This window comes from Myxococcus sp. CA005 (genome assembly GCF_006518205.1).
In the GTDB taxonomy this organism is placed as follows: Bacteria; Myxococcota; Myxococcia; order Myxococcales; family Myxococcaceae; genus Myxococcus; species Myxococcus xanthus.
In genome coordinates, this window is sequence record NZ_SRLV01000066.1 from 23,365 (window position 1) to 49,171 (window position 25,807).

The window sequence follows — 25,807 nt, forward strand, 5'->3', positions numbered from 1 at the left end:
CCATGCACCTGCACCGGGCCGCCGCCGTCGCGCTTCGCCACTACTACCTCCTGCGAGGGAGCCTCGCGCGCTTCCTGCCACTCTTCGCGTGGGTGGCCATCGACATGGTGCTGTGGGGCTTCATGAGCCGCTACCTCAACACCGTCACCTCCCAGGAATACAACTTCGTTCCGGTGCTGCTGGGCGCCGTCCTGCTGTGGGACTTCTTCATCCGCGTCATGCAGGGCGTGACGATGGTGTTCTTCGAGGACGTGTGGTCGCGCAACTTCCTCAACATGTTCGCGTCCCCGCTCACCATCTCCGAATACCTGGGCGGGCTGGTGCTCTCCAGCATCGCCACCAGCACCCTGGGCTTGTTGGTGATGCTGGTGCTGGCCAGCACCGTCTTCGGCCTGTCCTTCGCCGCCTACGGCGTGCTCTTCGTGCCCTTCCTGCTGGTGCTGTTCCTGTTCGGCATCGCGCTGGGCATCTTCGGCTGCGCGCTGGTGCTGCGCCTGGGCCCGGCGTCGGAGTGGTTCGTCTGGCCCATCCCCGCGCTGCTGTCGCCCTTCGCCGGCGTGTTCTACCCGCTGTCCACGCTGCCCGCGTGGATGCAGGCCGTGTCCCATCTGCTACCACCCTCGTACGTGTTCGAGGGCATGCGCACGCTCGCGGCGGGGGGCGCGTTCCAGGTGTCCACGCTGCTGTGGGGGGCTTGCCTCGCGGTGGTGGAAATCCTGCTCGCGTGTGCCTTCTTCACGCGGGTACACCGACAGGCCGTGCGCACCGGACTCATCGCGCGATACAGCGCTGAAAGCGTGAGCTGATACAGGACGTTTTCAGTCGTGCTGTCGACACGGTGAGGGCGTGCGAAAACGCGTGGCCGATGGGGCTGTGGGCGAGTCTAATCTCCGTGGTGGCTGTATCCGCGGGGGGCCGAGTCCTGGACGAACCGCGCTTGTGACTCCAGAAGCCGCGCCCCTGCCCGCGGACTGGTGTCGACATGTGCAAGGTGGTGGCTGAGGTCGTCGTGGATGAGGCCCGGCGTGGGTGGCAGCAATCGTACACCCGTACCTGGAGCATACCGATGCGAAGCCTCAATCCTGTTTTCTCGTCCGCGGTGGTGATGGCCCTGTGCTCACTGCTCGCGGGCGGTTGTGGCGGTTCACCGTCGGGCGGTGAGTCGGACACGCAGACCCCTCAGAGCGGCGGGCTGGGAGGCAAGGCCGGCGAAGGAGGCCCTGTCTTCGGCGACGAGCCGACGTACCCCGGGGACGATGACGCCACGCCGGGCAAGGTCACCATCTGCCACATTCCCCCCGGCAACCCCGCCAACGCGCACACCATCTCGGTGTCCACGTCGGCCTGGCCGGCGCATGAGCGGCATGGAGACACGCTGGGCCCCTGCGAAGGGGGCGGCGAGGAGCCGGATGCCGGCAGTGGCGAGGAGCCGGATGCCGGCGGTGGCGAGGAGCCGGATGCTGGCAGTGGCGAGGAGCCGGATGCCGGCGGTGGCGAGGAGCCGGACGCGGGTGCTCCGGTGTGCGCGCCCATTGGCGAGGCTTGTGGTGAGTCCGCCGCCTGCTGCCTGGGGCTGATGTGCGGCGAGGACAACACCTGCGATCCCGTCATCGGCTGACGTGGATGAACGCACCTCCCCGTCCGCACCTGGGCGGGGAGGTCCGCCGCGCTCGGCTCACGGGCGCGGACGCGCGTTGAGCGCAGCACACTTGCCGAGGCTCCAGACGGTGGCGCGACGTCTACCATGGAGGTCCCGCGAGGCGTGCGTGCTCCGCCGAACAGAGCGGTCGTTGCGCGTTCGACGCACGTTCCGAAGGGCGTCGCGAAACGCGCCGTGACGGCGTTAGGGTTTCAGCTCAAGGAGGGGGACATCGGAGCGCCAGGACGCGCGTTCCGAACGGGCACTGTCACATCTTCCGAAACCCATTTCGCGCTGGCTCGTGCGTGGGCCCACTGGCTGCTGGCCGGAGCGGGGGCGCCTGTCGCGCGAAGGACGTTGGCATCATGTCCCGGTCGGACGTCACCACCTCCGTTCCCGTGTTCACCCAGACCTTCCGGTCCCCGTGTGGCTGTGTCCCCGCGCACGGGGGGGCCTGCGAGTGTCCGGCCCGGGCGGGCGCGCGTCGTGTGTCCATGGGGTGTCCGCCATCCTTCATGGTGCCGCCCGCGAGGGAGGCCCCGCTCCCGTCCTCGGCGGCCTCGCTGGTGGGACAGCAGGTGGGCCACTTCCGGCTGCTGCGAGAGCTGGGCCGGGGGAGCCTGGGCGTCGTGCTGCTCGCGGAGCACGCGCTCATCCAGAAGCGCGTGGCCATCCAGGTGCTTCACACGCACGTGACGCAGGACCCGGCGCAGGTCGCTCGGTTCCTTCAGGCGGCGCGCACGCTGACGCTCATCCAGCACGCGCACATCGTTTCGCTCTACGACCTGGGCATGCGCGACGGGCGTCCCTACCTCGTCAGGGAGTACCTGGAGGGACAGAGCCTGACCGCCTTCGCGAAGGGGCCGCTGGCGTCCGCGCTGGTGGTGGACCTGCTCACCCAGGTGTGTGACGCGCTGGGCGCCGCGCATGCGCACGGCATCGCCCACGGCAGTCTCAATCCCGCCAGCATCTTCCTCATCCCCGATGCGAATGGCCGCCAGCACGTGAAGCTGCTGGACTTCGGCATCGCCGGGTTGCTCCCTTCCCCCGATGGCGCCGCCGACCTGTCGGTGGCCGCTGACCTCTTCGCCGTGGGCGTGCTGGGCGCGCTGCTGGTCTCGGGCCGGCTGTCCTCGCGCGGGCACGCGGCGGAGGAGCCGCCCCATGGCCACGCTCGGGAGGTGCCACCGCTGCCGGCGGGCATCCCGTCGGCGCTGTCACGCGTGCTGCTCAAGGCCATGGCGCGCCGCCCGGGGGACCGTTATGCCAGTGCGGCCGAGCTGCGCGCGGCATTGCAGGCGTCGGTGGCGCTCGACGGCGGCGTGGCGCATCCAGAGGCCCTGGAGCTGGAGCGGCTTCCCAGTTGGTACACGCTCCGGGGGCCGCCGGGGGCCGCGCCCGCCTCCAGGTAGGGCGGCCTGGCTGTCTCGGCGGGGCGTCATGCCTTGCGTCTGGCGGGGCCCTCCTCGTTAATCCACTTCAGCTCCCATGGCCTCCGACCCCGACGACAAGCTTCCTCCCCAGGGCCGCTTCAACCGCCTGCGCAAGCTGGCAGGCCTCTCCGTGCAGGTGGGCACGGATGTGCTCAAGAGCGGCGCGAAGCGCCTGTCCGGGAGCACGCCCGACCTGCTCAGCAAGGAGGCCGCGGAGAAGCTGGTCTCCACCCTGGGCGAGCTCAAGGGGGCCGCCATGAAGATGGGACAGGCCATCTCCATGGACCCGGACCTGCTCACCCCCGAGGTGCGGCAGGTGCTGGCGCGGCTGCAGAACCAGGCGCCCTCCATGTCCTACGCGCAGGTGTCGCGCGTGGTCCAGGCGGAGCTGGGCGCGCCGCCGGAGTCGCTCTTCCGCGAGTTCAGCGAGGAGCCGTTGGCGGCCGCGTCGCTGGGGCAGGTGCACCGCGCGGTGCTGGAGGACGGCCGGGCGGTGGCGGTGAAGGTGCAATACCCCGGCATCGACGTGTCCCTGGCCAACGACATGGCGAACCTGGGCATCGTGGCGAAGACGGCGTCGACGGTGCTGCGCGTGTCCGATGCAGGCGCCTACTTCCAGGAGTTCCGCGACGAGATGCTGCTGGAGTTGGACTACCACCGCGAGGCCGAGCTGGCCGAGGGCTTCGCGCGCAGCGTGGCGAAGCTGCCGGAGCTGTGTGTGCCCGCCGTCATCTCCAGCCACAGCGCGAAGCGGGTGCTGACGCTGGAGCTGCTGGAGGGGCTCACCCTCAAGGACTGGCTGCCGACGAATCCCTCCAACGAGGCGCGCTTCCGCGTGGCGCGCCAGCTCATCCTCGCCACCTACGGGCCCTTCTTCGGCGCGGGCGAAATCCACGCGGACCCGCACCCGGGCAACTTCATGGTGATGCCGGACGGGCGGCTGGGCTTGCTGGACTTCGGCTCCATCAAGCGCTTCTCCCCGCGCTTCGTGGACGTCAACCAGCGCATGCTCCGGCAGACGATGCGCATGGAGCCGTTGGACATCCTGAGCCTGAGCCGGGAGGTGGGCTTCACCGTGGAGCTTCCGGACGACGAGGCCGAGGACCTCATCACCGAGGTGCTGCGCATCGCCGGGCGGCCCATGCGCCTGCCGGACTACGACTACGCGGTCTGCGAAATCAACCGCGACATGCGCCACCACTTCTCGCGCAACGCGCCGCGCTTCCTGAAAATCAGGCCGCCACCGGAGGCGATGATGTTCTTCCGCTCCACCGGTGGGCTGGCGCAGAACCTGAGGCTCATCGGCGCGCGGGGGGACTTCCGCGCGGTCTTCCTGGAAGTGACGGACCTGCCCGCGTGAGGCCGGCGCCGCGCTAACGCGCGGCCTGCACGGCTTCCGAAGCCGCGGGCTTGAGGTGGAGCGCTTCCAGCCGCTGGGCCAGCTCCTCGCCCTGCACGCTCTTGCAGATGTAGCCGTCCGCGCCCGAGGCGCGCGCCAGGGCGCGCAACTGGGATTCGTCCGACGCGGAGTAGAGGATGAACTTCGTGCCCTTGGGGGCCTGACCGCGCGCGAGCGTGAGCACCTTGTCTCCGCTGAGCGCGGGGATGTTCACGTCCAGCAGCACCAGGTCCGGCTGGGTGGTGCGCACCAGGTTGGACACGCCCAGGGAGGAGCGGTGGGTGCGGACGTCGAAGCCGAAGGCGGAGAGGGTGCGCTCCACGAGGGAGAGCTGGTCCTGGTCATCGTCCACGATGAGGACGCGAATCTTGGTCTCCGGCATGGCTTCCCCCTTCAGCGTGCGGATGGCACTGCGGGTGCTTCCTGACGGGGTAAGTATCCTCCAGACGTCATTCCCTGTCGCCCCCCACATGAGGGAATCCCCTTAGCGGGGTTGAATCGCAGGGGACGGACAGGGGAGGGTGGAAGGGCCATGGAATCGGAACGCATCCGGGTGGCCATCCTGGAGGACCAGCAGGTCTTCCGGGAGGCCCTGGTGGCTGTGCTGGAAGGCGCGGGCATGGACGTGGTGGCGGACTTCGGGGAGCCCGCGCCGTTCTTCGCGCGTGTGCGCGAGACGCTGCCCCATGTCGCGCTGGTGGACCTGCGCCTGGAGCTGCCGGGGTGGGAGGCGTCCACCAGCGGGATGTCGGCGCTCCAGTGTCTGCATGACTTCTTCCCGGCGGTGAAGCCGCTGGTGCTGTCGGGCCACCGCGAGGCGGAGGTGGTGGAGCAATGCCTCCAGGCGGGCGCGGCCGGCTACCTGTGGAAACAGAACGTGGGCTGCGCGGAGGTGGTGGAGGCGGTGGAGCGGGTGGTGCGTGGCGAGCGGCTGCTGCCCGCGGGGTTGGCGTGGCCCCGGCCGGAGGCGTCGCCGCGGGGCGAGCTGGGCCGGCTGACGCCGCGTGAGCGCGAGGTGCTGGGCTACATCGCCGCGGGCGCGGACAACCTGCGGATCGCCGCATGCCTGGGCATCACCGAGCGCACGGTGAAGGCGCACATCACCGCCATCTACAAGAAGGTGGGCTCGGAGAACCGCACGCAGTTGGCGGTCCTCGGGTGCCAGTTGGGTGTGCAGCGCCCGGCAAGCCTCTGAGCCCGGAGGGCTTGCGCGTCAGACCGCTGGCCACTGGGAGCGCGCCACGACTGGTGGCACCGTCGAGGTGCCTGGGCGTCAGGCGCGCTCGCGCCTTCTCCCCCCCACGCCAGGGCGTCCGCTGGGGGCCAGGGCAGCGCTGCTGGCTGCCCTGGCCCACCGTGTGGAAAGCCGGTGCGTCAGCTCCCGGCGGCGCGCGGCGCGGGCAGGGAATCCCAGCGCGGCGCGCCCAGGTGCTGGAGGAACCAGATGCACGCCAGGTCCACCATCTGCGTCAGCGTGCCGGGCTCCTCGAAGCGGTGCGTGGCGCCGGGGATGACCTCCAGGCGCTTCTCCGTCGTCAGCGCGGCGTAGGTGCGGCGGTGGGGCTCCTGCGCGGACGTGTCCTCCGCGCCGACGATGAGCAGGGTGGGCGCGCGCACCCGGGCCAGCGCCGCCCCCGGCTGCGCCAGGCGTCCGCCCCGGCACACCACCGCGTCCACCGCCTCCGGCCGCATCGCCGCGGCGGCCAGGGCCGCGGCCGCGCCCGTGTACGCCCCGAAGTAGCCGATGCGCAGGGCGCTGGTGCGAGGCGCGCGCCGCAGCCAGCGCGCCACGCCCGCCAGGCGTCCGCCGAAGAGGCCCAGGTTGAAGCGCAGGTCCCGCTCGCGGCAGGCCTCCTCTTCCGCCGCCGTCAGCAGGTCCACCGCCAGGGTGGCCAGCCCCTCGTGCTGGAGCAGCCGGGCGACTTCCTGGTCCGTGGCGCCGCGGCGGCTGCTGCCGTGGCCCCGGACCATCACCACCACGCCGGTGGCGCCCGGAGGGACTTGGAGCAGACCCCTCAGCTCCACCCCTTCCTCCACGGGGATGCGGACCTCTCCGTCCGCGGCGGGCGGCGTCCAGCCTCCCGTGCCTTGCGGCTGTGTCACCAGCCCGCGGACCGCCTTCTCCGAGCCTTCATCCGACCTGCGTGAACCCTGCTTCTTCATGCGGAGTCCCTCCTCTTTGTCGGACTGCGTCGCTGCCGTGCTACACGCGCTACGGACTGGAAGATTGCAGAAACCGTGCCAGGGTTTCACCGGACACGGGGTGCTCTCATTCTACCAGCGCTTCCCTGGCGCGGTGCGGTGGGGCCGGTGACACTTGGCGGACAATCAGGTGACCCACCTGTGAGGTCCTATCGTTTTTACCGGTGGGCCAGGATGAGTTCGAAGGGGCCGGGCAGGACTTCGGCGTCCTTGAAACCCGTCTCGTCCAGGACGCGCAGGTAGTGCTCCACCTCGCGCAGTCGGCTCACGCAGGTGTCCACGCCCATGAGGAAGTAGGACCAGAAGAACTGGGCCGCCAGGCGCTCCGGGGTGCGGAACTCCTCGCAGATGAGGACGCGGCCACCGGGTGGGAGCGCGTCGCGCGCGGCCACGAGCAGCGCGCGCGCCGTGTCCGCGGGCCAGTCATGCAGCACCCGCACGAAGCAGAGCGTGTCGTAGCCGCCGGGCAGCGGTTCCCGGAGGAAGTCTCCGCCCTGGAAGCCCAGGCGCTCGGGGGAGAGTCCAAAGCGCTCGCGGGTGCGCGCCACCAGTGGCTCGGTGGCGGGCAGGTTGAACACGTCCACGTGAAGGCCCGGGTGTTCGCTCGCCAGATGGGCGGCCAGCGTGCCGTCACCCCCGCCCACATCGAGCACGCGGCCGCCGCGCTCCCAGAGCCGGCCGCGGTGGGCGCGGAACGTCTCCAGGATGGGGGGCAGGCCCGCGGCCATGCTGGCCTCGAAACCCGCCACCTGCTCGGCGGTGCGCGGAGGCCAGTCGAAGGCGGCGGGGGGCATGGAGCGCTCACCGCGCAGCACCTGCGGAAGCTGCCCGTGCAACTCGTGCCAGGCGTAGCGCTCCCGGTCCTTCTCCAGGGACTGCGGGCCCAGCACGGCCTGCGCAGCGGCGCGCAGGCCCGGGACGGCCTGGTAGCGCGCGGACTCCAGCGCGTCGGTGGGCTGCTCGCGCCGCACCAGCCCCAGGCTCTCCAGACAGTCGAGCAGCTTGTAGAGCCGCACGGGCACCAGCCGGTGCCGCGTCGCCAGCTCTCCCAGGGTGACGGGGCCCGGCTCCAGGGCGTCCAGCAGCCCCAGGTCCAGGGAGGCCTCCAGGACGTCCACGGCGCGGGCGCCGTTGTACAGCAGGTGAAGCAGTGCGCGAGGGGTGGAAGCCAGGGCCGTGGCCTCCCCCTTCATGGCTGTTCCACCTGCATTCTGGCCGCGTGCGCCATGGGGCAGCCGCCGCCTGGAGGGGCCCGGTTGGCACCCGGGGCGATGCCGCCCTCGCGCTGCCACCCGGACGTCAGCTCCAGCCGCACGTCCCAGAGCTGGCGGAACAGCGGCAGCATCATCCGCCCCGCGAGCACCTGCGTGGGCAGGCCGTCCAGCGCTTTCACGGTGCGGTCCACGCCAATGGTGCGGCGCACCAGCTGGAAGTGCGCATGGAGCCAGCCCTGGAAGGCCTCGTCCATGTCCACCAACTGCTCGCAGATTCGCTTCAAGTCGTCCGGGCCACCCGAGGTGTACACGGACGCCAGCGCCAGCCCGCGCCGCGCGAGCAGCCGGTCCAGGGCGCCTTCCAGCCCCAGCGCTACCCGCCGCAGCATGTTGTAGCCGGGGGACTCCTGGCCGCTGCCGTTGCCCAGGCTGCGCCGGATGACCTGGTAGGTGTCCGGCGTCATCGTCTCCAGGATGGCCAGCTCCTGCTTCACCGCCTGGAGCACCCGGCAGATGCGCTCCAGCCGCGACGAGGCGGCCCACAGCGCGTCCCGGTCCAGCTCGGCTACGACTTCCACCGCCTCGCGCGAGGCCAGCTTCAGCCAGAGCTCCTGCGCCTGGTGCACCACCTGGAACATCAGCTCGTCGTGGGCGACGCGCTCGCCGTCCGGCGCCTGCAGCGACAGCAGCGTGGGCGTCTTGAGGTAGACCTCGTAATCGAGCTCGCCCTTGCCCACCCACTTCTTCAAGAGGGGGTTGAAGAGGGGTTCTGCCAGTTCGAGTCGTAGTTTTTCGGCGTGACTGTAATCGATGGACGCGCTCATACGGCCCTCCTGAGTGGGGGGAGCTCGGAAGGTGTGGAATCGCGGGCCCCGTCCCAACGGGACCCGCGGGCATGTCATCCGGCGTTCAGCTGGTGGGAGCGGGCGTCGGTGTGGGCGGCCGGGGCTTCAGGTGGAAGGCGCGCAGGCGCTGTGCCAGCTCCTCGCCCTGCACGCTTTTAGAGATATATCCGTCCGCACCGGACGCGAGCGCCAGTGAGCGCAGCTTCGATTCGTCGGATGCTGAATAGAGGATGAACTTCGTCTTCGGCAGCGCGTACTGGCGCGCCAGGTTGACGACCTTGTCACCCTTGAGCGCGGGGAAGTTCACGTCGATGAGGACGAAGTCCGGCTCCACCGAGCGGACGAGGTTGGAGACACCCAGCGCGGAGGTGTGCGTGAGCACCTCGAAGCCGTAGGCGCTCAGCGAGCGCTGTACGAGGTCGAGCAGGTCCGGGTCGTCGTCCACCACCAGGACGCGCGCTTTTTCTTCAGACATGGGTTCTCCCTAGATGCTTTCGAATCATCTCGAGCAACTGGTCACGATCAAGGGGCTTGGTGAGATACGCGGTGCAACCGGCCGCGTGTGCCTTGTCCTGGTACTCCCGCCCCGCGTGTGCCGTCACCGCGATGACGGGAACATTGGCCGCGGCGGGTAGGGCTCGCAACCTGCGGGTGACTTCCCAGCCGTCCAGGCGGGGAAGCGACAGGTCCATCAGGATGAGGTCCGGGGCGTCGCGGATGGCACGCTCCAAGCCGTGCTCGCCGTCCTCCGCTTCGATGACTTCGAAGTGGCCGTTGAGGTAGCGGCGGACGATGTCGCGGTTCTGCGCGCTGTCCTCCACATAGAGGATGCGGGCCAGCTTGCCGGCGCTGGCGGCGCGCTGGGACAGCAGCAGGCCCTTGGCCTGGGCGATGACGTCCTCCAGCGCGTGGCCGCCCTTCTTCACGAAGCCGGCGAAGCCGTCACGCAAGAGGGCCTCTTCCTCCGCGGAGAGCGTCTTGCCGGTGAGCACCACCACGGGCACCTGGAGCTTCTCCGCGCGCAGCCGGCGCAGGACCTCGAAGCCGTCCAGGTTGGGCATCATCAAATCCAGCACCACCAGGGCGGGCGGGGACACGCGCGCCTTGAGCAGGGCGTCCTCGCCGCTGCGGGCCTCGGAGGTGGAGAAGCCGGCGCGGCGCAGGTTGCGGCTGACCAGCTCGCGGGTGGCCGAGTCGTCGTCCACCACCAGCACCTCACCCACGCTGGTGGAGGTGCCAGAGGACTGGTGGAGGCTGCGCTGCACCACCTCCACCAGGCGGTCCGGCTCCACCGGTTTGACGAGGTACTCGCACGCGCCCAGGGAGAAGCCGCGCGCGCGCTGCTCTTCCACGGAGATGAGGATGACGGGGATGCCGGCCAGCGAGGGCTCGCTCTTGAGCTGGCTGAGCACCGACCAGCCGTCCAGCTTGGGCAGGTGGATGTCCAGGAGGATGGCCTGGGGCCGCAGCTCGCGGGCCCGCTTGAGGGCGGCGATGCCGTCCTCGGCCACCACCACCTTGAAGCCGGCGGGCTCCAGTTGTCCGGCCACCAGCTGCTGGATGAGCGGGTCGTCGTCCACCACCAGCACCGTGCTGCCCGGCTGGGCCATGGTGCCCACGTGCTGGGCCACTTCCGACACGGGCACGCCGCGCTCCAGGTGCGGCCCGCCGCCGTTGTCCGGCGTCTCCAGCGTGGTGGGCAGGCGCACCGTGAAGGTGGTGCCGCGGCCCAGCGTGGACGTCACGGTGACATTGCCACCCAGCACGCGGGACAGCTCGCGGACGATGGCCAGCCCCAGGCCGGTGCCGCCCACCTTGCGCGTGGTGGAGCCGTCCACCTGGCGGAACTTCTCGAAGATGAAGGGCAGCTCGTCGGAGGGGATTCCGACGCCGGTGTCCTCCACCGTCATGATGACTTCGCTGCCCGCGGGCACCAGGCTCAGCGCCACCTCGCCCGCGTCGGTGAACTTGGCGGCGTTGCTGAGCAGGTTGAGCATGATCTGCCGCAGCTTCAGCGCGTCCGAGCGGAGCATGCGGGCGGACGGGTCGATGTTGGTGGTGAGGGCCACGTCCTTGCCCTTGAGGTACTCCTTCACCGTGGCCAGGCACTCCTCGGCCAGCTCCTGCACGTCCACCTGCTCGGTGACGACCTCCACGCGGCCGGACTCAATCTTGGACAGGTCCAGGATGTCGTTGATGAGCGCCAGCAGCGTCTTGGCGTTCGTCTTCACGACGTTGAGGTCGCGGCGGCCGTGCGCCGTCAGCCGTTGGCCCTCCTCGCGCATCAGCAGGTCGCAGTAGCCGATGATGCCGTTGAGTGGGGTGCGGATTTCGTGGCTGAAGTTGGCCAGGAACTCGCTCTTGAGGCGGGCGGCGGCTTCGGCTTCCCGGGCGCGCTCCTCCTCGTTGCGCTTGGCCACCGCCAGCTCCTGGGCCAGCCGGTCCAGGTCCTCGTTCTGCTGACGGATGATTTCCATCTGCAGCGCGCGCTGCTGGTAGGACGCCAGCGAGCGGGCGGACACGGCGCGGGTGCGCTTGATTTCCTCCAGGCTGGCGGCGAGCTGCTTGTTGGCCGCCTCCAGCTCCGCCTTGGACGCGCGCAGCATCTCTTCGTGATGCTTGCGCTCGGTGATGTCCTCGGTGACGCCCATCACGTAGCGGGCCACGCCGTGCTCGTCGAGCAGGGGCAGCTTGCGCGTGGCGAAGATGCGGTCCACGCCGTCGGCGCGGGCCACCTCCTCAAAGGACTTCATCTGCTTGGTTTCGAGAATCTCCGTGTCGATGGCGATGAACGACTCGGCCTGCTCCTTGGGGAAGTAGTCGTGGTCCAGCTTCCCCAGCAGCCATTCCTTGGTGACGCGGAAGGCGTCCGCGAACGTCTTGTTCGCCACCACCAACCGGCGCGTGTCCGCGTCCTTCACGAAGAGGACGAACGGAATCGCGTCGATGATGTTCTCCATCAGGTAGTTGGTGCGCTCCAACTGCACCGCGGTGGCGGTGTGGCGGCGGCGGTCCGCCGTCATCCGGAGCTCGCGCTGCACCACGGGCGCCAGGCGGCTGAAGCGGTCCTCGGTGATGTAGTCGAGCGCTCCGGCGCGCACGCTGGCCTCCAGCGTGGCCTCGCACCAGTCGCGCGACAGCACCACGAAGGGCAGCTCCTTGCCGTGCTTGCTCCACAACGCCTGGACCTCGGCGAAGCCCATGTCGGGGACTTCCGAGCCGCACAGCACCAAGCCCCACGTGCGTGACAGCGCGGCCTCCGCCGCGGCCGCCGTGGTGGCGCGCTCCGTCACCACCGTCACGCCCGCGTGCTGGAGGGCTTCCTCCACGCGTTGGCACTCACGCTCGCCGGCCACGAGCAGGAGCGACGCATTGTCCGCCGGAGAGTCAGAGGGAGGCTGTGAGGAGGCCATGGCTCAGTTCGCCCCGAAGACCAGCGCGGTCAGCGTGGTGTTGATGTGGAACCCCGAATAGATTTCGAAGTGCACGTTCATCCCGGCGGCGGTGGGTGCGGCCTTCAGCGTTTCCGCCAGTTGCTGCGCGGTGTTGGTGGCGCTGGCGTACCACATGCGTCCACCACAGTGAAAAAGCAGGGCGGCCTGGGGGTTCTGGACCCTGCGGGGTACCTCGTCGGTGAAGAAGCTGCGCGTCATGCCGGCCATGTCCCCCAGCTTCATCAGCTCCAGCTCGGTGCCTTCCTCCAGCAGGTTGGCGAAGAGGATGGAGCCATCCTCCTGCGGGCTCCAGGCGGCGCGGATGAAGTACTCCCGGCCCACGCGCAGCGCGGTGGGGCGCACGGCGAAGCCCCGGGGCGTGCCGAACTCCAGCTCCTCCACGCCCACGCCCAGGATTTCCGCGTAGCGTTTGGCCGCCGGGTGCCCGTCGATTTCGAGCGCGCGGGTGTGGCTTTCATCCACCTTGGTGATGGTGAGCTTCTCACCGGTGGGCACGTACCAGTGGGAGCGGAGCGCGGCCCAGGGCGCGCTCGTCTTGAAGAGGGCCACCAGCACCGCGTCGGTGGCGACCTCGCCATCCACGTGCACCATGGCGGACTGCTTGGCCGGGTCGCGGTTGGCGTCGCTGGCGCCGCCGCCCACCAGCACCAGCGTCTGGCACTTCTCCAGGATGCCGAGCAGCAGCTCTTCCTTCTTGTAGCGGAAGCCGTCGTCAATCACGAGGCCGACGAACCGGCGCGGGTCCAGGTCCTGCTGCCGCACGCCCAGGTCCTCGCACGCGCGCTTGATGGCGGCCGCGCCCGCGCTGATGGCGTCCACGGACAGGCCGGTGCCCAGGCCCAGGCCCACCTCGAAGTCGCCGAAGAGGGCGCTCATCACCACGCTGCCCTCGTGGATGCCGGTGTTGTCCAGCTCGCCCGCGGTGGTGGCGCCAATCAGGCGCGTGTCCGCCGGCAGCCGCTGACGCACGGCGCGGTTGAGCGCGAGCTGGTCACGCTCCCGCGAGGCGAACATCGTCACCAGGCGGGGCGTGTCGCTGCCCAGTTGGCTCAGGAGGTCCTCCGCGGCGGCATCTGGCTCCCTCAGCGTGGTGCGAGCCGTCTGCATCTTGACCTGAGCCATGGAGGAACTCCGAGGTGCGTGAGCGGGGGTTAGAGGCCGCTTCCAGGGTGCCGAGTATGACAGGCGCCGGTGCACTGCTGGAAAGACTCAGCGCCGCCCCCCACATACATGCTCTCGATGGGTCCGAATTGCGCCACGTGACTGTCAGGATAGCTCTTATGGCAGGACAGGCAGGCGGCCTTGCTGGTGCGCTGGATGCTCTCCTTCGTCAGGTGGCATGACGAGCACTGCTGGAGCGGTGCGTCAAAGCGGTTGGACCGCGAGTGGATGAAGTGGGTGCGCACGAAGATGGGGCCCTCCAGCTCGAAGGCGAGCGGGGCGTGGCACCCGGCGCACGCGGCGCGGTTGTCGTTGGCGTGCAGCACCACGCCCAGCTCACCGCCCTTGCTGTGGCAGGAGGTGCAGGGGCCGGTGGTGTGCTTGGGCTGGGTGCGCTGCGGGGTCCCCACCTGGATTTCAATGGTCGTCGACCCGGGGAGGTCCTCGCCCAGGTACACGCGGCGGCCCTTCACCGTCACCAGGTAGGTGCCGGGGGCCGCGTTGTCCGGCAGCTTGAACTGCCAGGTGTCCGTGTTGGGTTGGTTCCAGAGGTTCGGGTCGATGAAGGCGCCGCCGAAGAGGACGTTGGCGAAGGGCAGGGTGGCGAACTGCGAGAAGACGCCGTCGCGCTCGGGCGTGGCCACCACCTGCTCGTCCACTTCGGGGTCCAGGAACGCCTCCAGTGCGACGATGGAGCGGATGGGCTGGATGTTCTGCGCCGGCCCGATGATTTGCGTCATCAGCATGCGCTCGCGGTGCTTGCGCCGGTAGTAGGTGGTCGTCGCGTCGAAGAAGGCCCGGTAGTACTGCAGCCCGGATTCGGTGCCGTCGGGGGCCACTTCGTTGTAGGGCGGCAGGTATCCCTTGTCGTGGAGCCGGTTGCCCGCACCGTCCCGCAGGGTGAGCTGGAAGCTGATTTCCGTGCCGGGGGCATAGGTGCCGTCCGGGCGAGGCGGGGTGAGGGCCTCCACGCCAATGCGGAAGCCGTAGGTGTAGCGCGCGTCGCGCACCTGCTCGACCGGGATTTCGTAGGGCGCGGCCGGACGCAGGCTCCAGCGCAGGCGCAGCGTGCGGGTGTCGGAGCGCAGCGTGAGCGTCTGACGCTGGGCGTGCTCGTACGCGTTGCGCAGCTCCAGGATGGCCTCTTCCTCGAACTGGGTGGAGGCCGAGCAGTCGTCGGGCGTGGCGCAGCCGGAGGCCGTCTGGATGCCGCGGAAGCGGCGGATGAAGAAGTCATCCATGCCCGCACGGCGCTGATGCTCGGTGCCCGCGTTGAGCAGGATGGGGACGCCGGTGAGCCGGCCGCGCGAGTCCACCGGCTCCACGATGAAGTGGCTGGGCAGGTCCATCCACGCCGCGTTCCGGAAGAAGCGGCGGCGGGTGTAGGGCCCCGGGGCGCCGATGGACTCCTGGTCCACCTGACGCACGCCCCACCACCCCAGGCCGCCGAAGTCGCTCTGGGCGATGAGGTTGCGCAGGCCCTCGTCCTTGGTGGAGGTGACGAAGGTGCGGATATCAATCTGGTTGATGAAGAAGGTGGATCCCTCGCGCACGCGCAGCGGCTGTCCCACGCCGTTCTTCACCTCGAGCGCCAGCGCCACCGCGGGCGTCTTGTTGCCGGGCCAGGGCCAGCCACCGAGCAGCGACTGGGGATCCGCGTCCAGCAGCGTCTTCTCCGCGGACCGCGTGTCCAGCGAGCGTGTCTCCAGCGAGCTTGTCTCCAGCGAGACCGTGTCCGGCGCCTGCGTGTCCAGCGAGGCTGCGTCCGGGGCATCCTGTCCGCCGCAGGCGAGCATCAGCCCTGCGAGCGACGCGAGCAGGGCCCGGGGGGCTCCAAGTCCACCCATGGTGCAACTCCTCGTACGTGTAAAAGCCGACGCCGCCATGGCGTCTGGGGCCAGTGGGCCGTGTTACCCGTCGCCTGTGGGGCGGTGTGGGCCGGGCCTCTCCCGTTTCCGGGTTTCCCCGGTTCGGGTCTTTTTAGCCGTACGAAGATTATCTGCAACGAACAGATTTGTTCAACTTCTGGGAAAACAATCCACCTGGAGTCAAACCTGCTGTGTTTTCAAGGAGATGAATGCCTGCCCCGCAGGGCTGCCCCACCCACAAGGTCATACCTGCACTTCATTCACTGAACAGGATTCCTTGTTTGTCCTGCGGGGAAGTTCAATCGTGAATTCCGAGCCTTCCCCGGTTCGGCTCTGGACGTGGATGGTGCCCCCGTGGGCCTCGACGAGCTGGCGGACGATGTAGAGCCCCAAGCCGGTGCCGGGGTGCTGCCCGCCGGCATGGACGCGCTGGAATCGGCGGAACAGGCGCTGCTGTGCTTCCACGCCAATGCCGATGCCGCCGTCCCGGATGGCCAAGCGGACGCAGCGGGTGTCGGCCTGGACGCGCAGCTCCACGGGGTGGCCGCGGCCGAACTTGAGGGCGTTGCTCAGCAGGTTGGTGATGACGCGGTCCAGGCGCTGCCGGTCCCACTGGCCGGTGGCGCCTTCCTCCACGCGGATGCCGAGGGCGCAGCCCGCGGCGCTGGCCTGGTCGCGGTGACGTTCCACCACCTCGCGCACCAGGTGCGCCAGGTCCAGCGGCTCCGTGTCCAGCACCATGCGGCCCGCTGACAGGCGGGACAGGTCCAGGAGGTTGTGCACCAGCCGGCCCAGGCGCCGCGTTTCGCCCTCGGCTCCGGCCAGGCCGTCGCGCAGCCGCGTGTCGGAGGTGCCGGCGCTCTGCATGGACAGGCGCCGCAGCCGCAGTTGGAGCGAGCTGAGTGGGTTGCCCAGGTCATGCGCGGCGATGCCGATGAGCTCCAGCGCGTCCTGCGCCTGCGCCAGCAGCCGGGCGTTGTCGAGCGCGAGCGCGGCGCGCGCCGCCAGCTCCTCCATGAAGGCCCGGTCCACCTCGCCGAAGCGGCGGTGCGTGCCGGTGGACAGCAGGCACAGCGCGCCCAGCACGCGGGAGCCCACCGCCAGCGGCACCGTGAGGGCGGACGTCACGCCCAGCGCGCACAGCAGCTCGCCGTGTGCGCTGCCTTCCAGCGCCGGCGGGAGCCGGGCGCCGTCCAGCTCCGGGAGCAGCTCGCTGCGGCCCGTGCGCACCACGCGGGAGGGGCCCACCTCGCCATCCTCCGGACAGCGCAGCAGCGGCTCCCACATGCGGTGGGTGGCGGCGATGTCCTCGCAGGCCACCGCGTGCGGACGCACCGTGCCGTCCTCGGAGGGGAGGAAGAGGATGCAGGCGTCGGCCACCTCGGGCACGCACAGCCGGGTGAGGGCCTCGCCCACTTCGCGCGCGCCAGACAGCGGCTGGAGCACGCGGCCGGCTTCCGCGAAGAGCGCCTGGGCCCGCTCCATCCGGCGGCGCTCGGTGATGTCACGTGTCACCTTCACGAAGCCGCGCAGCCGCCCGTGCGCGTCGTACAGCGCGGTGAGCAGCGTCTCCGCCCAGAAGCGGCTGCCATCGCGGCGCACCCGCCAGCCCTCCGCCAGCAGGCGCCCCTCGCGCGCGGCCCGCTCACGGTGCGCGCGGGGCACGCCCGCGGCCACCTCGTCCACCGGGTAGATGCGGTCCGCGTCGCGTCCGGCGAGCTCCACCTCGGACCAGCCCGTGAGGCGCTCGGCGCCCGCGTTCCACGCCGTCACCCGGCCGTGCCGGTCCAGGAAGCACAGCGCATAGTCCGTCACCCCGTCCATGAGGAGCTGCAGGTGCTGCTCGCTGGATTGGTGGCGCGCATGCAGCGGAGCCAGCGCGCGGTGGAGCACGAAGCCCAGCGCCGCCACGCAGGCCAGACCCAGCAGCCCCGCCAGGACGGCCTGGGGCTGGGCGCCGTGGCCCGGGGGCATGCTGGCTTGCGCGTAGACGGCGGACAGCAGCGTCGCGAGCAGCAGCAACCCGGCGAACAGGCAGGCGGACAAGCCGGCGCTCACTCGCTGGGCGAATGTCCAACGGCGCATCATGTGGTGACTCCCCCCCAAGGCACCCTTCCGGGCGTGCCGTCGGTGAGGAAAGCATCACCCAGACTGCCTGCTGGAAGACATCGTCCTGGTGGACGGGGTGGGTCCACCCCAGGGGCGCTCGGACGGCGCGGTGCGGGCCTCCGGAGGGCGCTTCGTCCGACGAAAGTCCGTCATGGGAGGCCGTCATGGAATGGCCTTCGTCTGGACAGGGGGTTATGAGCGGACGCTCCATGTCTCTAGTCGAAGGTTCGAAGGTCCGTTACCTCCCGCAGCCCGAATGGGGTGTGGGGCATCTGTTGTCGCTGCAGGAGGAGGGCGCCAAGGCGCTCGTCGCCTTTCCCGCCCGGGAAGACGCCCCGGTGCTGGTGTCCACCAAGGGTGGAGCCCTGGTGCAGTACCCGCTGCCTCCTGGTGAGCCGGTCATCACCTACAAGGGCCGCCTGGCGCTGGTGGTGCGCGAGGAGCCGGGGGCGCGCGGCCTGCGCCGCTACGTGCTGCGCTACGTGGAGAACGACGAGGAGGACGAGCTCCCCGAGTCCTCGCTGCGCGCGCTGCCGCCCCGCTCCGACCTGCTGTCCACCCTGCGCGAGGGCCGCGTGGGCGAGGCGCGGGCCTTCACGCTGCGAAAGCAGGCGCTGGTGCTGGACGACGAGCGCCGCTGCGATGCGCTGGGCGCGCTGCTGGCCAGCCGCATCATGGTGAAGCCGCACCAGGTGGGCGTGGTGCAGCGCGTGTTGTCCGCCAGCCGTCCGCGCTTCGTGCTGGCGGACGAGGTGGGCCTGGGCAAGACGATTGAGGCGGGCATGGTGTTCAGCGCGCTGCGCCTGTCCGGACTGGCGCGCCGCTGCCTGGTGGTGGCGCCCAGCCACCTCACCGTGCAGTGGCTGGTGGAGCTGTTCCACAAGTTCAACCAGCTCTTCACGCTGATGGATTCGGACCGCTACGCGCAGTCCCTGAAGGAAGCGCCGGAGGTGTCCCCTTGGGCGCGCTTCCCGCTGGTGGTGACCAGCCTGGAGATGCTCCAGCGCAGCGAGGAGCACCGCCGCGCGCTGGCCGGTGAGGACGCCTTCTGGGATTTGGTCATCATCGACGAGGCGCACCACCTCAAGGGCGAGCGCGCCTTCGAGGCCGCGCAGGTGCTGGCGAAGAACACGTGGGGCCTGTTGCTGCTCACCGCCACGCCCATGCAGTTGGACCCGGCGGAGTACCACGGCCTGCTCACCCTCATCGACGCGGCCACGGCGCCCTCCGTCGCGGGATTCGAGGAGCGCCTCAAGCGCCAGGAGGAGCTGTCCGCCGCGGTGCGCGCGCTGATGGAGGGCGGCAAGCCGTCCGCCGCGGTGCAGGCGCTGGCGAAGCGCTTCCCCGAGGACGCGAAGCTGTCCTCGCTGAAGGACCGCGACGCGCTGCTGCAACACCTGTCGGAGACGTACAGCCTCAGTGACCGGCTGGTGCGCAACCGCCGCGCGGTGGTGGGCGGCTTCTCCACGCGCCGGTTGCACCGCCACCCGGTGACGCTGCCCGCCGAGGAGCTGACGGTCCGCGACGCCGCGCTGGCAGTGCTCGCCGGGGCCAGCCTGCGCGGCGCGCCGCTGGGCAACGTGCTGCGCCGGCTGGAGTCCAGCCCCGCCGCCTTCGCGGGCGCGGTGCGCGCCAACCCTGTGTTCAAGGGGCATGCGGACGCGCTGCGGTTGCCGTCGCGCGACGCGAAGTTCGGCGCCTTCCTGGGCGTGCTGCGCGGCGTCTGGAAGACGGAGCCGGCGGCGAAGGTGCTCGTCTTCACGGAGAGCCGCGACACGCTGGACGCGCTCCAGTCCGAGCTGGGCCGCGAGGGCGTGGAGGCGCTGGGGTACCACGGTGACTTGCCCCTGGTGGAGCGCGACCGGCAGGTGGCGCGCTTCCGTGACCCGGAAGGGCCCAAGGTGCTGCTGTGCACGGAGGTGGGCGGCGAGGGCCGCAACTTCCAGTTCGCGCACCACCTGGTGCACTACGACCTGCCTTGGAGCCCGGCCACGGTGGAGCAGCGCATTGGCCGGCTGGACCGCATCGGCCAGACGCATCCGGTGGAGATTCACGTCTTCGACCCGGCGGGCACGCTGGCCTCCGACGTGCTGATGCTGCTGGCGGACGCGGTGGGCGTCTTCGGCGAGACGGTGGGCGGCCTGGACGCGGTGCTGGAAGAGGTGGAGGCGCGGCTGGCCGAGCTGGCGCTGATGCCGCGCGAGGCCCGCATGGCCTACGCGCAGGAGCTGAAGGCCCGCGTGGAGGCGGCGCGCGCCCAGGTGAAGCGCGCCTATGACCCGCTCCTGGACGTGCGCAGCTTCGACCGGCCCGCGGTGGAGCGCCTGGTGAAGCGCGCCCAGGAGCGCATGGGCATCGAGGCCGACGAGGAGGACGAGGACGGCGAGGCGGAGGCGTCCGGCGTGGAGGATGGCCTGTGGGGCATCGCGCGCGACCTGGACGAGCGGCTGGAGGAGACGGTGACGGAGCTGGCGCGCCGGGTGGGCATCGGCGTGGACACCGACGAGCAGGTGGAGGCCTTCCAGGTGGCCTTCCAGTTCGGCCACGCGCTGAAGGTGGACGGACTGCCGGGCATCGACGTGATGGAGGACCGCACGCAGCTGGGCACCTTCTGGCGCGACACCGCGGTGGAGGCGGAGGAGTTGGAGTACTTCGCCACCGGCCACCCGCTGGTGGAGGCGCTCTTCGGTTTCCTGCGTGACGGCCCCTATGGGCGCAGCGCCTTCCGCTTCATCGAGCGGCGTGGACCCCAGAAGGGACGCGGCGTGGAGCTGCTCTTCCACGCCCAACTGCCGGAGCCAGAGGACACGTCCCCAGGCGCCCGGGTGCCCAGCCGCCAACTGGCGCGCTTCCTGGAACGCACACTGCTGCACGTGGCCGTGGTGGACGGCGCCGGCGGCCCCAAGTCCGACCCCACGCTGCTGCCCGCGCTGGAGAAGGAAGGGAAGTCGCTCAAGGGCGACGAGGTGTCGCTTGCCTTCCCGGGCTTCGCGGACTTCGTGGACGCGGCGGTGCCCGTGGGCCAGAAGGCCGCCGAGTCAGAGCTGGCGAAGCTGGCCACCCGGGCGCGCAAGGCCATTGAAGCCGAGCGCGACGCCGCCGTGGCCCGCCTGCGCCTGTCCCTGGGGCACCAGGGCCTCTCCACCGAGGCCGTGGAGGCGCAACTGGACGCGGAGCGCACCCACTACGCCCGGCTGCTGGACGCGCTGGCGGGTGCCAAGGTGGTGCTCGACTCCGCCTGCGGCTTCGTCCTCAACCGCTGAAGGCGCCCCTGCCCAAATGTCCGCCTGTTGACGCGTGATGTCGTGTTGCTAGGACTTCAAGAATTGCTGATTTTGTTCTCCTAGTGAAATCGCGCGTTTTCAGGATGGCGGGCCATTTGACCGATTCCTCAATCAACGAGAAATAGGATGGTGGAGGCTCGTATGATCCACCGAGGCACCCCACGCACACGACGTCAGTCGGGACAGGCCGCGGTGGAAGCGGCGCTGACCCTTCCGCTGGTGGTGTTCCTTGTCCTGGGGACACTGCAGCTCTTCATGATGCTCCAGGCCCGCATCCTGGCGCAGGTGGCGGCATACCGGGCGGTGCGCGCGGGCAGCATCAACCACGGCAACTGCCTGCCGATGATGCACGCGGCGCTGGTGACCATGTTGCCCACGGTGGCGCGCACGGACAGCTCGGAGACCCTGGCTGCGGCCTTTTCCCCCCGCCGTCACAACCAATTCCGGGTGCGTAGCTCCTACGGGCGCGACTTCAACGAGCCGTTGATTGAAATCGTCCGGGAGTCGCCGGATGCCGGCTGGGCGCAGGAGCTGACGGGGGGCGAGGACCTGCTCTTTGATCAGCCCACGGACAACGCGGCGGCGCTGCGGGCCCGCACGTTGGAGATACGCATGGTGGCCTGGTACTACATGCGCGTCCCCTTCGCGAACTGGGTGATGAGCCGCATGCTGCTGGCCCACTTCCGGCTCCGGCGCTACACGGCGGCCAACCCGCTGATGCCGGTGCAGCGCCGCTCCGCGTGGTGGGGCGAGACGAGCGCCACGCTGGGGCGCGACGGCTGGCCCGGCGGTGATTTGGGCACGCGCATGGTGCGCTGGAGCGACCAGGGGCACTTCGTGTTCCCCATCCAGGTCAACGCGGCCATGCGAATGATGACGCCCGTCATGTCCGAGTACTTCATGGGAGGTCCCGCGTGCAATCTCCACGGCTCGTGAGGCACTCGCGGCGAGGCCAGGCGCTGGTGCTGTTCGCGCTGACGCTGCTGCTGCTGACGTTGATGGTGCTGATGACGCTGGGCTTCGGCATGCGCGCCAAGGAGCGCGTCGAAATCCAGATGGCCGCGGACGCGGCCGCCTACAGCCAGGCGGTGGCCACGGCGCGCGCCTTCAACGCCATCTCGGTGATGAACCGCGCCCAGGTGGCGCACATGGTGGCCATGGCCGGCACCCAGTCGCTCATCAGCCACAGCAGCCAGGAATACGCGGCGCACGACGTGGCCTGCCCCGGCTCCATCCCGCCGCCGGTGTGGTTCGCCGCGGACGCTGCCGCCGCCACGCAGGTGCGGCAGCTCCAGGGCCGGGCCGGCAACATGTTCCAGGCCGGGCTCAACATCTACGGCAAGCTCCTGAGCGAGCACATCGCGGAGCAGGAGCTCACCCGGCGTGTCGCGCAGGCGGTCAACCCGGAGCTCCGCGCGCCGTCCGCTGGCGCGGCCAAGAGCTTCTCCGAGCTCAATGGTGGCAACGACGTCCCGGAGCGCGACGCCGTCATCCAGTCCATCAAGGCGGGCACCTATGGCTGCGGCGTGGGGGACGGAGCGCTCTGCCCTTCGGGCGGCGGTACCCCCGCGCTCAACGCCACCATGGGGAGCATGGGGTGGACGTGGGTCCACAACCGTCCGGGAGGCACCGCTGGTTTCGGCACCGGCGGCGCCGCCATCTCCACCAGCTTTCGCCGCTACGGCTCGGTGTCGCAGATGGACCCCTCGACGTACCACACCGTGTCGGGCCGCAACTCGACGGCGCATGACCACGGGCGCGTCGTCATCCCCACGCGCTGCACCCGAGCGCCGACGCTTCCACCCATCGCGACGGATGCGTGGGTGATGTCCGACGAGGAGCAGACGCACGAGGACCAGCACGTCTACGGCGCGCGCATGCCCCCGGGCCAGGCGCCGGAGGACGGCAAGCCCACCTACGAGACGCATACGCTGGGCGCGTGCGTGGTGTGCCCCGGCATCTGGCCCTACTCCGTTGGCTACAACGTGGACGAACTGCACGCGGGCGCGTCCAACCACTACGGCCAGCCCAAGCTGTACAGCATGCTGTACCGGGACTACGCGAGCGCGGAGCGCCGGGCCCGCCCGGACCCGTGGAACCTCTTCTTCCGCTTCCGCTTCGCGGGGACCGAAACAGAGTTCGACAACAGCAGTCCGCTGGGCCGCATCCGCCCCACGGGCCGCGAGGACGTGCACCGCAACCAGGTGGCCCTCTCCGCTGGCATGGTCTACTACCACCGGCCCCAGCCCGCGGTGCAGGGCGGCGGCTGGCGCGAACCCCCCAACTTCCTCAACCCCTTCTGGCGCGCCACGCTGGTGAGCGCGGAGGGCGCCCGGGATGACCGGCCCGCGGACAGCCTGTCCGCCGCCGGCTTCTCCGGGCACGCGCGGGCGCTGCGAGAGCTGCACTCCGTGGGCTACCGGGGCGGTGGCCCCGGCGACAGGGGCTACTGACATGCGGGTTCGCCATGCACGAGGCCAGTCGCTGGTGGAGACGGCGCTGGGGGTGATGGTGTTCGTCACCATCCTGCTGTTCGGCATCTACTTCGCCGAGGTGGGCGCGCTGACGCTCAAGGTGCAGGAGGCCGCCAACTTCGCGATGTGGAACGCCACCGGCCGGGTGATGCACGACCCGCAGGACAACGAGTGGGGCCGACGGGGCACGGTGCTCGCCGCCGAGGCGGAGGCCAATGGCCGCTACGCGGACTTCGACGGGCGTCAGCGCATGGGCCGCACGGGCGTGGCCGTCCAGCAGGCCATTGCCCGCGCGCAGCCCATCCAGGTGGATTGCCGCCCGGAGCTGCCGGGCACCGTGCGCGGCCTCTCCATGGCGGATGCCGACCCGGACCTGGCCGGCACCATCGCCATGGGGACGCAGGGCATGGGGTGCACCGCGTCCTCGAGCATTCGCGGCGTCCGGATTGGCCGCTATCTGGAGAATGGCCGGGAGGGGTTCTTCAAGGTGTCCCAGCGCCGGGCCGCCGATGCCTTCACGGTGTGCGCCGCCGGGCGCGCCTCGGGTGGCCGCTGCACGGCGCGCTTCGGCATGCTGCTGGATGACTGGGGGCTGGGCGGCGTGGAGGAGGGCCGGGCTTGCGCGCTCAACATCAACGGCGCGCGCCGGTGCGCCAACCCGGACTACTACGAGTGGGCGCAGCGCGTGTACCGGGCCAACGGTGCGGGGGGGAACGCCGGCTCCGCGCTCGCGGCAATCACCGGCGCGGCCGGCGTCAACGAGGACCAGTTCTTCATGAGCTTCCGCGGCGAGGAGGACAACTACGAGGAGAACCTCGGCTCCACGCACGCCGGCGGCCAGACGCGCTGGGAGGTGACGCCCTTCGACGCGCCCAACATCCGCTCGTACAAGGTGGGCCGCGCGAGCCACTGGCTCGGGGTGCCGCGGTGACGTGGCGCCGGGGGCTGCTCGTCACGGCGTGCCTGCTCGGCGCCGCGCCGGTGGTGGCCCAGGGCACGGCGGCGAAGGCACCCGCCGCGTCCCCGGCGCAGCCCGAGGCTTCCGCGCGGCCGCGCTTTGCCTGGCCCCGCGTGCAGGTCATCGACACCGTCGAGTCGAATGAAATCGTCGAGGCAGGGGGCATCCCCGTCGCGCTGCGCGCCGTGCACGCGAAGGAGCGGATGGATGACCTGGTGCAGCGCTTCGCGGACGCCTTCATCCAGGCGGGCCTGCACCTGCCACCGGGCCATGAGCAGCCGCAGCTCGCCAGCGGCGCGGTGATGCTCACCGCCATCGACGGGCACCGGGGCATCACCTACACCGTCATCTTCCAGCCGCAGCCGGACCGCACCACGCTGATGTACCTCGGTGAGGCCAATCACGCCCTGCGCAGGGACCCGGCGGCGGCGGGGGACTTCGCGCCCATGCCGCCCCAGGCCAGCCAGGTGCTGCGCGTCAACAGCGAGAGCTCACGCACGCTCGCCTTCCACGTCCCATTGTCCGGCGAGGCCGTGGACGCCTTCTACGCCCAGGCGCTCACGCGCGCGGGCTGGAGGCTGGAGGAAGGGGAGACGTCCTTCTACGTGCGCACGGGCGAGGAGCTGCGCGTGGTGCACGAGCCGGGCGAGGGGAATCAACGGGCCGTGGTGCTGGTGTATCGCGGCGGGCGGAGCGTGCCACCGCCGCCTCCTGGGCCCGCCGCTGTCGTGCGCTGAAGCTCAGGCGCGCAGTTTCTCGCGCAGCGCCTTGGCGCGGCCCTGCATGTCGGGGTCCATGCTCGTCAGCTCGACGGACTTCAGGCGCTGGTCCAGGCTCTGCGGCACCTTGGTCTTCAGCTTGCCTTCATCCCCGAGCACCTCCAGCTTCGCCAGCGCCTTGTCGACGATGCGCTCGCGCGGGTGGTCCAGCAGGCTGTCGAGGAAGTACGCGTCCTCGGGCAGCTCCGGGTACTTCTCCAGGTAGTCCACCACGGCCTTCACCCAGTCGGCGCGCGTCTCGGACTCGGTGACCTTCTGCATGGCCTGCTTCTGGGCCTTGCGCTTGCCCTCGGGGTCGAACGTCTTCGCCAGCCCTTCGGGCAGCTCGCCGCCGGTGAAGAGCGCGTCCGCGGCGGCCTTGTACTTCTGGTAGCTCGCGCTGCGCTCCAGCTTCTGCTGCGCGGGGTCGTCCTGGCGGGAGGCGTACTTGCTGCCCTTGCCGCGCCCCGCGTCGATTTCGCGCCAGCTCTTGTTGCGCTTGCCGGAGAAGCCGCCGCCGTTGTCGTCCTTGTCCTTGGCCATCCTTCATCTCTCCTTGCGAGCGCCCCACAGCGCCGCCAGTCCGCGATGGACGAGGCGCCGCACCGCCTCCAGTTCCTGGGAGGACAGGGGCTGCTCCTCGTCCTGCTCCGCCTCGAAGAGCGCCTCGTCCGCGTAGTCCTTCAGCGGCTGAGGCACTGGCGGGGCATCCGTGTCCGCCTCCAACACCGCCGGCTTGACGGACGTGAGTCCCGGCGGCCAGCCCAGCTCCAGCATGGCGTACAGCTCGAGGAGCAGGTGGCGGGCGACGCCATATCCTTCGTCCGTGAGCGCCGCCGCGTCAAGCGCGCCCAGCAGCGCGTCCTGCCGGTTTTCGAAGGCATGGGTGAAGCGCGTGCGCGTCTTCTCGTCGTCCTCCAGATAACGCCAGGCGGCCTCCACGAATTCGCCCGTGGGCGTCCCCGGGTGGAAGGGCGCGGGCGCGGAGGCCTTCACCTTCTTCGGGCG

General features: G+C 70.3%; 20 protein-coding genes and 1 pseudogene. 10 read left to right on the plus strand and 11 right to left on the minus strand.

Annotated elements, in window-relative coordinates:
- The first annotated feature begins 2 nt into the window (after positions 1 to 2).
- The 4 genes from FMQ63_RS25650 (at position 3) to FMQ63_RS25665 (ending at position 4,432) form a co-directional block, all read left to right on the plus strand.
- Positions 3 to 806, plus strand: coding sequence for an ABC transporter permease (locus FMQ63_RS25650; protein WP_011550850.1), 804 nt, complete (start codon positions 3 to 5; stop codon positions 804 to 806).
- Positions 807 to 1,066: 260 nt separating this feature from the next.
- The gene (locus FMQ63_RS25655; protein ID WP_020478998.1) at positions 1,067 to 1,618 is read left to right on the plus strand and encodes a hypothetical protein; all 552 of its coding nucleotides are present in this window, start codon (positions 1,067 to 1,069) and stop codon (positions 1,616 to 1,618) included.
- A 386-nt stretch (positions 1,619 to 2,004) separates the two neighbouring features.
- The gene (locus tag FMQ63_RS25660) at positions 2,005 to 3,051 is read left to right on the plus strand and encodes a serine/threonine-protein kinase (protein WP_011550852.1); all 1,047 of its coding nucleotides are present in this window, start codon (positions 2,005 to 2,007) and stop codon (positions 3,049 to 3,051) included.
- A gap of 76 nt (positions 3,052 to 3,127) precedes the next feature.
- Positions 3,128 to 4,432, plus strand: a complete 1,305-nt coding sequence (locus FMQ63_RS25665) for an AarF/ABC1/UbiB kinase family protein (protein WP_011550853.1) — start codon at positions 3,128 to 3,130, stop codon at positions 4,430 to 4,432.
- 13 nt (positions 4,433 to 4,445) lie between these two features.
- Here the strand turns inward: FMQ63_RS25665 and FMQ63_RS25670 are convergent, their stop codons facing one another.
- Positions 4,446 to 4,853 carry a response regulator gene (locus tag FMQ63_RS25670; protein ID WP_026114312.1) on the minus strand — a complete coding sequence of 136 codons (408 nt, stop codon included), beginning with the start codon at positions 4,851 to 4,853 and terminating at the stop codon, positions 4,446 to 4,448.
- Positions 4,854 to 5,003: 150 nt separating this feature from the next.
- Here FMQ63_RS25670 and FMQ63_RS25675 point away from each other — a divergent pair, with 150 nt between their 5' ends.
- Positions 5,004 to 5,666 carry a response regulator transcription factor gene (locus FMQ63_RS25675; protein WP_020478997.1) on the plus strand — a complete coding sequence of 221 codons (663 nt, stop codon included), beginning with the start codon at positions 5,004 to 5,006 and terminating at the stop codon, positions 5,664 to 5,666.
- A 179-nt stretch (positions 5,667 to 5,845) separates the two neighbouring features.
- On the opposite strand, the gene FMQ63_RS25680 is transcribed toward FMQ63_RS25675, so the two are convergent.
- The 8 genes from FMQ63_RS25680 to FMQ63_RS25715 form a co-directional block, all read right to left on the minus strand.
- Complete coding sequence (locus tag FMQ63_RS25680; RefSeq protein WP_216608743.1) at positions 5,846 to 6,634, minus strand: dienelactone hydrolase family protein; 789 nt, start codon at positions 6,632 to 6,634, stop codon at positions 5,846 to 5,848.
- A gap of 197 nt (positions 6,635 to 6,831) precedes the next feature.
- Positions 6,832 to 7,866: a methyltransferase gene (locus FMQ63_RS25685; protein ID WP_011550856.1), complete on the minus strand. Its 1,035-nt coding sequence runs from the start codon at positions 7,864 to 7,866 to the stop codon at positions 6,832 to 6,834.
- Positions 7,863 to 8,711, minus strand: coding sequence for a tryptophan 2,3-dioxygenase family protein (locus FMQ63_RS25690; RefSeq protein ID WP_011550857.1), 849 nt, complete (start codon positions 8,709 to 8,711; stop codon positions 7,863 to 7,865). The genes FMQ63_RS25685 and FMQ63_RS25690 overlap by 4 nt, the downstream gene beginning before the upstream one ends.
- Before the next feature lie 85 nt (positions 8,712 to 8,796).
- On the minus strand, positions 8,797 to 9,207 hold the full coding sequence (locus tag FMQ63_RS25695) for a response regulator (RefSeq protein WP_011550858.1): 411 nt from the start codon (positions 9,205 to 9,207) through the stop codon (positions 8,797 to 8,799).
- Entirely contained in the window at positions 9,200 to 12,145 is a 2,946-nt protein-coding gene (locus tag FMQ63_RS25700) for a response regulator (RefSeq protein WP_011550859.1), read from the minus strand. The genes FMQ63_RS25695 and FMQ63_RS25700 overlap by 8 nt, the downstream gene beginning before the upstream one ends.
- A gap of 3 nt (positions 12,146 to 12,148) precedes the next feature.
- On the minus strand, positions 12,149 to 13,309 hold the full coding sequence (locus FMQ63_RS25705; RefSeq protein ID WP_020478996.1) for an FIST signal transduction protein: 1,161 nt from the start codon (positions 13,307 to 13,309) through the stop codon (positions 12,149 to 12,151).
- Between the two features lie 29 nt (positions 13,310 to 13,338).
- Positions 13,339 to 15,234 (minus strand): cytochrome c, encoded by a 1,896-nt coding sequence (locus FMQ63_RS25710; RefSeq protein WP_011550861.1) that lies wholly within the window; start codon positions 15,232 to 15,234, stop codon positions 13,339 to 13,341.
- Between the two features lie 225 nt (positions 15,235 to 15,459).
- Positions 15,460 to 17,304 carry an ATP-binding protein gene (locus tag FMQ63_RS25715; RefSeq protein WP_011550862.1) on the minus strand — a complete coding sequence of 615 codons (1,845 nt, stop codon included), beginning with the start codon at positions 17,302 to 17,304 and terminating at the stop codon, positions 15,460 to 15,462.
- A 230-nt stretch (positions 17,305 to 17,534) separates the two neighbouring features.
- Between FMQ63_RS25715 and FMQ63_RS25720 the strand changes: the two genes are divergently transcribed.
- From FMQ63_RS25720 to FMQ63_RS25740, 5 genes are all read left to right on the plus strand, one after another.
- Positions 17,535 to 20,588: a helicase-related protein gene (locus tag FMQ63_RS25720; protein WP_171452238.1), complete on the plus strand. Its 3,054-nt coding sequence runs from the start codon at positions 17,535 to 17,537 to the stop codon at positions 20,586 to 20,588.
- Positions 20,589 to 20,735: 147 nt separating this feature from the next.
- Complete coding sequence (locus FMQ63_RS25725; protein WP_011550864.1) at positions 20,736 to 21,545, plus strand: TadE/TadG family type IV pilus assembly protein; 810 nt, start codon at positions 20,736 to 20,738, stop codon at positions 21,543 to 21,545.
- Positions 21,524 to 23,062, plus strand: coding sequence for a pilus biogenesis operon protein (locus tag FMQ63_RS25730; RefSeq protein WP_011550865.1), 1,539 nt, complete (start codon positions 21,524 to 21,526; stop codon positions 23,060 to 23,062). The genes FMQ63_RS25725 and FMQ63_RS25730 overlap by 22 nt, the downstream gene beginning before the upstream one ends.
- A 1-nt stretch (position 23,063) precedes the next feature.
- Positions 23,064 to 24,014: a hypothetical protein gene (locus tag FMQ63_RS25735; protein ID WP_171452239.1), complete on the plus strand. Its 951-nt coding sequence runs from the start codon at positions 23,064 to 23,066 to the stop codon at positions 24,012 to 24,014.
- Positions 24,011 to 24,778: a hypothetical protein gene (locus FMQ63_RS25740; RefSeq protein WP_011550867.1), complete on the plus strand. Its 768-nt coding sequence runs from the start codon at positions 24,011 to 24,013 to the stop codon at positions 24,776 to 24,778. Before FMQ63_RS25735 ends, FMQ63_RS25740 begins: the two co-directional genes overlap by 4 nt.
- Positions 24,779 to 24,781: 3 nt before the next feature.
- On the opposite strand, the gene FMQ63_RS25745 is transcribed toward FMQ63_RS25740, so the two are convergent.
- Both FMQ63_RS25745 and FMQ63_RS25750 read right to left on the minus strand, forming a co-directional pair.
- Positions 24,782 to 25,342 (minus strand): hypothetical protein, encoded by a 561-nt coding sequence (locus tag FMQ63_RS25745; RefSeq protein ID WP_011550868.1) that lies wholly within the window; start codon positions 25,340 to 25,342, stop codon positions 24,782 to 24,784.
- Between the two features lie 3 nt (positions 25,343 to 25,345).
- Positions 25,346 to 25,807, minus strand: a pseudogene (locus FMQ63_RS25750) (hypothetical protein); the annotation flags it as partial.

Bases quoted from the DNA above. Each gene is read 5' to 3' on its own strand.
- FMQ63_RS25650 (WP_011550850.1), top strand. From the start codon at position 3: ATGCACCTGCACCGGGCCGCCGCCGTCGCGCTTCGCCACTACTACCTC.
- FMQ63_RS25655 (WP_020478998.1), top strand. From the start codon at position 1,067: ATGCGAAGCCTCAATCCTGTTTTCTCGTCCGCGGTGGTGATGGCCCTG.
- FMQ63_RS25660 (WP_011550852.1), top strand. From the start codon at position 2,005: ATGTCCCGGTCGGACGTCACCACCTCCGTTCCCGTGTTCACCCAGACC.
- FMQ63_RS25665 (WP_011550853.1), top strand. From the start codon at position 3,128: ATGGCCTCCGACCCCGACGACAAGCTTCCTCCCCAGGGCCGCTTCAAC.
- FMQ63_RS25670 (WP_026114312.1), bottom strand. From the start codon at position 4,853: ATGCCGGAGACCAAGATTCGCGTCCTCATCGTGGACGATGACCAGGAC.
- FMQ63_RS25675 (WP_020478997.1), top strand. From the start codon at position 5,004: ATGGAATCGGAACGCATCCGGGTGGCCATCCTGGAGGACCAGCAGGTC.
- FMQ63_RS25680 (WP_216608743.1), bottom strand. From the start codon at position 6,634: ATGAAGAAGCAGGGTTCACGCAGGTCGGATGAAGGCTCGGAGAAGGCG.
- FMQ63_RS25685 (WP_011550856.1), bottom strand. From the start codon at position 7,866: ATGAAGGGGGAGGCCACGGCCCTGGCTTCCACCCCTCGCGCACTGCTT.
- FMQ63_RS25690 (WP_011550857.1), bottom strand. From the start codon at position 8,711: ATGAGCGCGTCCATCGATTACAGTCACGCCGAAAAACTACGACTCGAA.
- FMQ63_RS25695 (WP_011550858.1), bottom strand. From the start codon at position 9,207: ATGTCTGAAGAAAAAGCGCGCGTCCTGGTGGTGGACGACGACCCGGAC.
- FMQ63_RS25700 (WP_011550859.1), bottom strand. From the start codon at position 12,145: ATGGCCTCCTCACAGCCTCCCTCTGACTCTCCGGCGGACAATGCGTCG.
- FMQ63_RS25705 (WP_020478996.1), bottom strand. From the start codon at position 13,309: ATGGCTCAGGTCAAGATGCAGACGGCTCGCACCACGCTGAGGGAGCCA.
- FMQ63_RS25710 (WP_011550861.1), bottom strand. From the start codon at position 15,234: ATGGCGGCGTCGGCTTTTACACGTACGAGGAGTTGCACCATGGGTGGA.
- FMQ63_RS25715 (WP_011550862.1), bottom strand. From the start codon at position 17,304: ATGATGCGCCGTTGGACATTCGCCCAGCGAGTGAGCGCCGGCTTGTCC.
- FMQ63_RS25720 (WP_171452238.1), top strand. From the start codon at position 17,535: ATGTCTCTAGTCGAAGGTTCGAAGGTCCGTTACCTCCCGCAGCCCGAA.
- FMQ63_RS25725 (WP_011550864.1), top strand. From the start codon at position 20,736: ATGGTGGAGGCTCGTATGATCCACCGAGGCACCCCACGCACACGACGT.
- FMQ63_RS25735 (WP_171452239.1), top strand. From the start codon at position 23,064: ATGCGGGTTCGCCATGCACGAGGCCAGTCGCTGGTGGAGACGGCGCTG.
- FMQ63_RS25745 (WP_011550868.1), bottom strand. From the start codon at position 25,342: ATGGCCAAGGACAAGGACGACAACGGCGGCGGCTTCTCCGGCAAGCGC.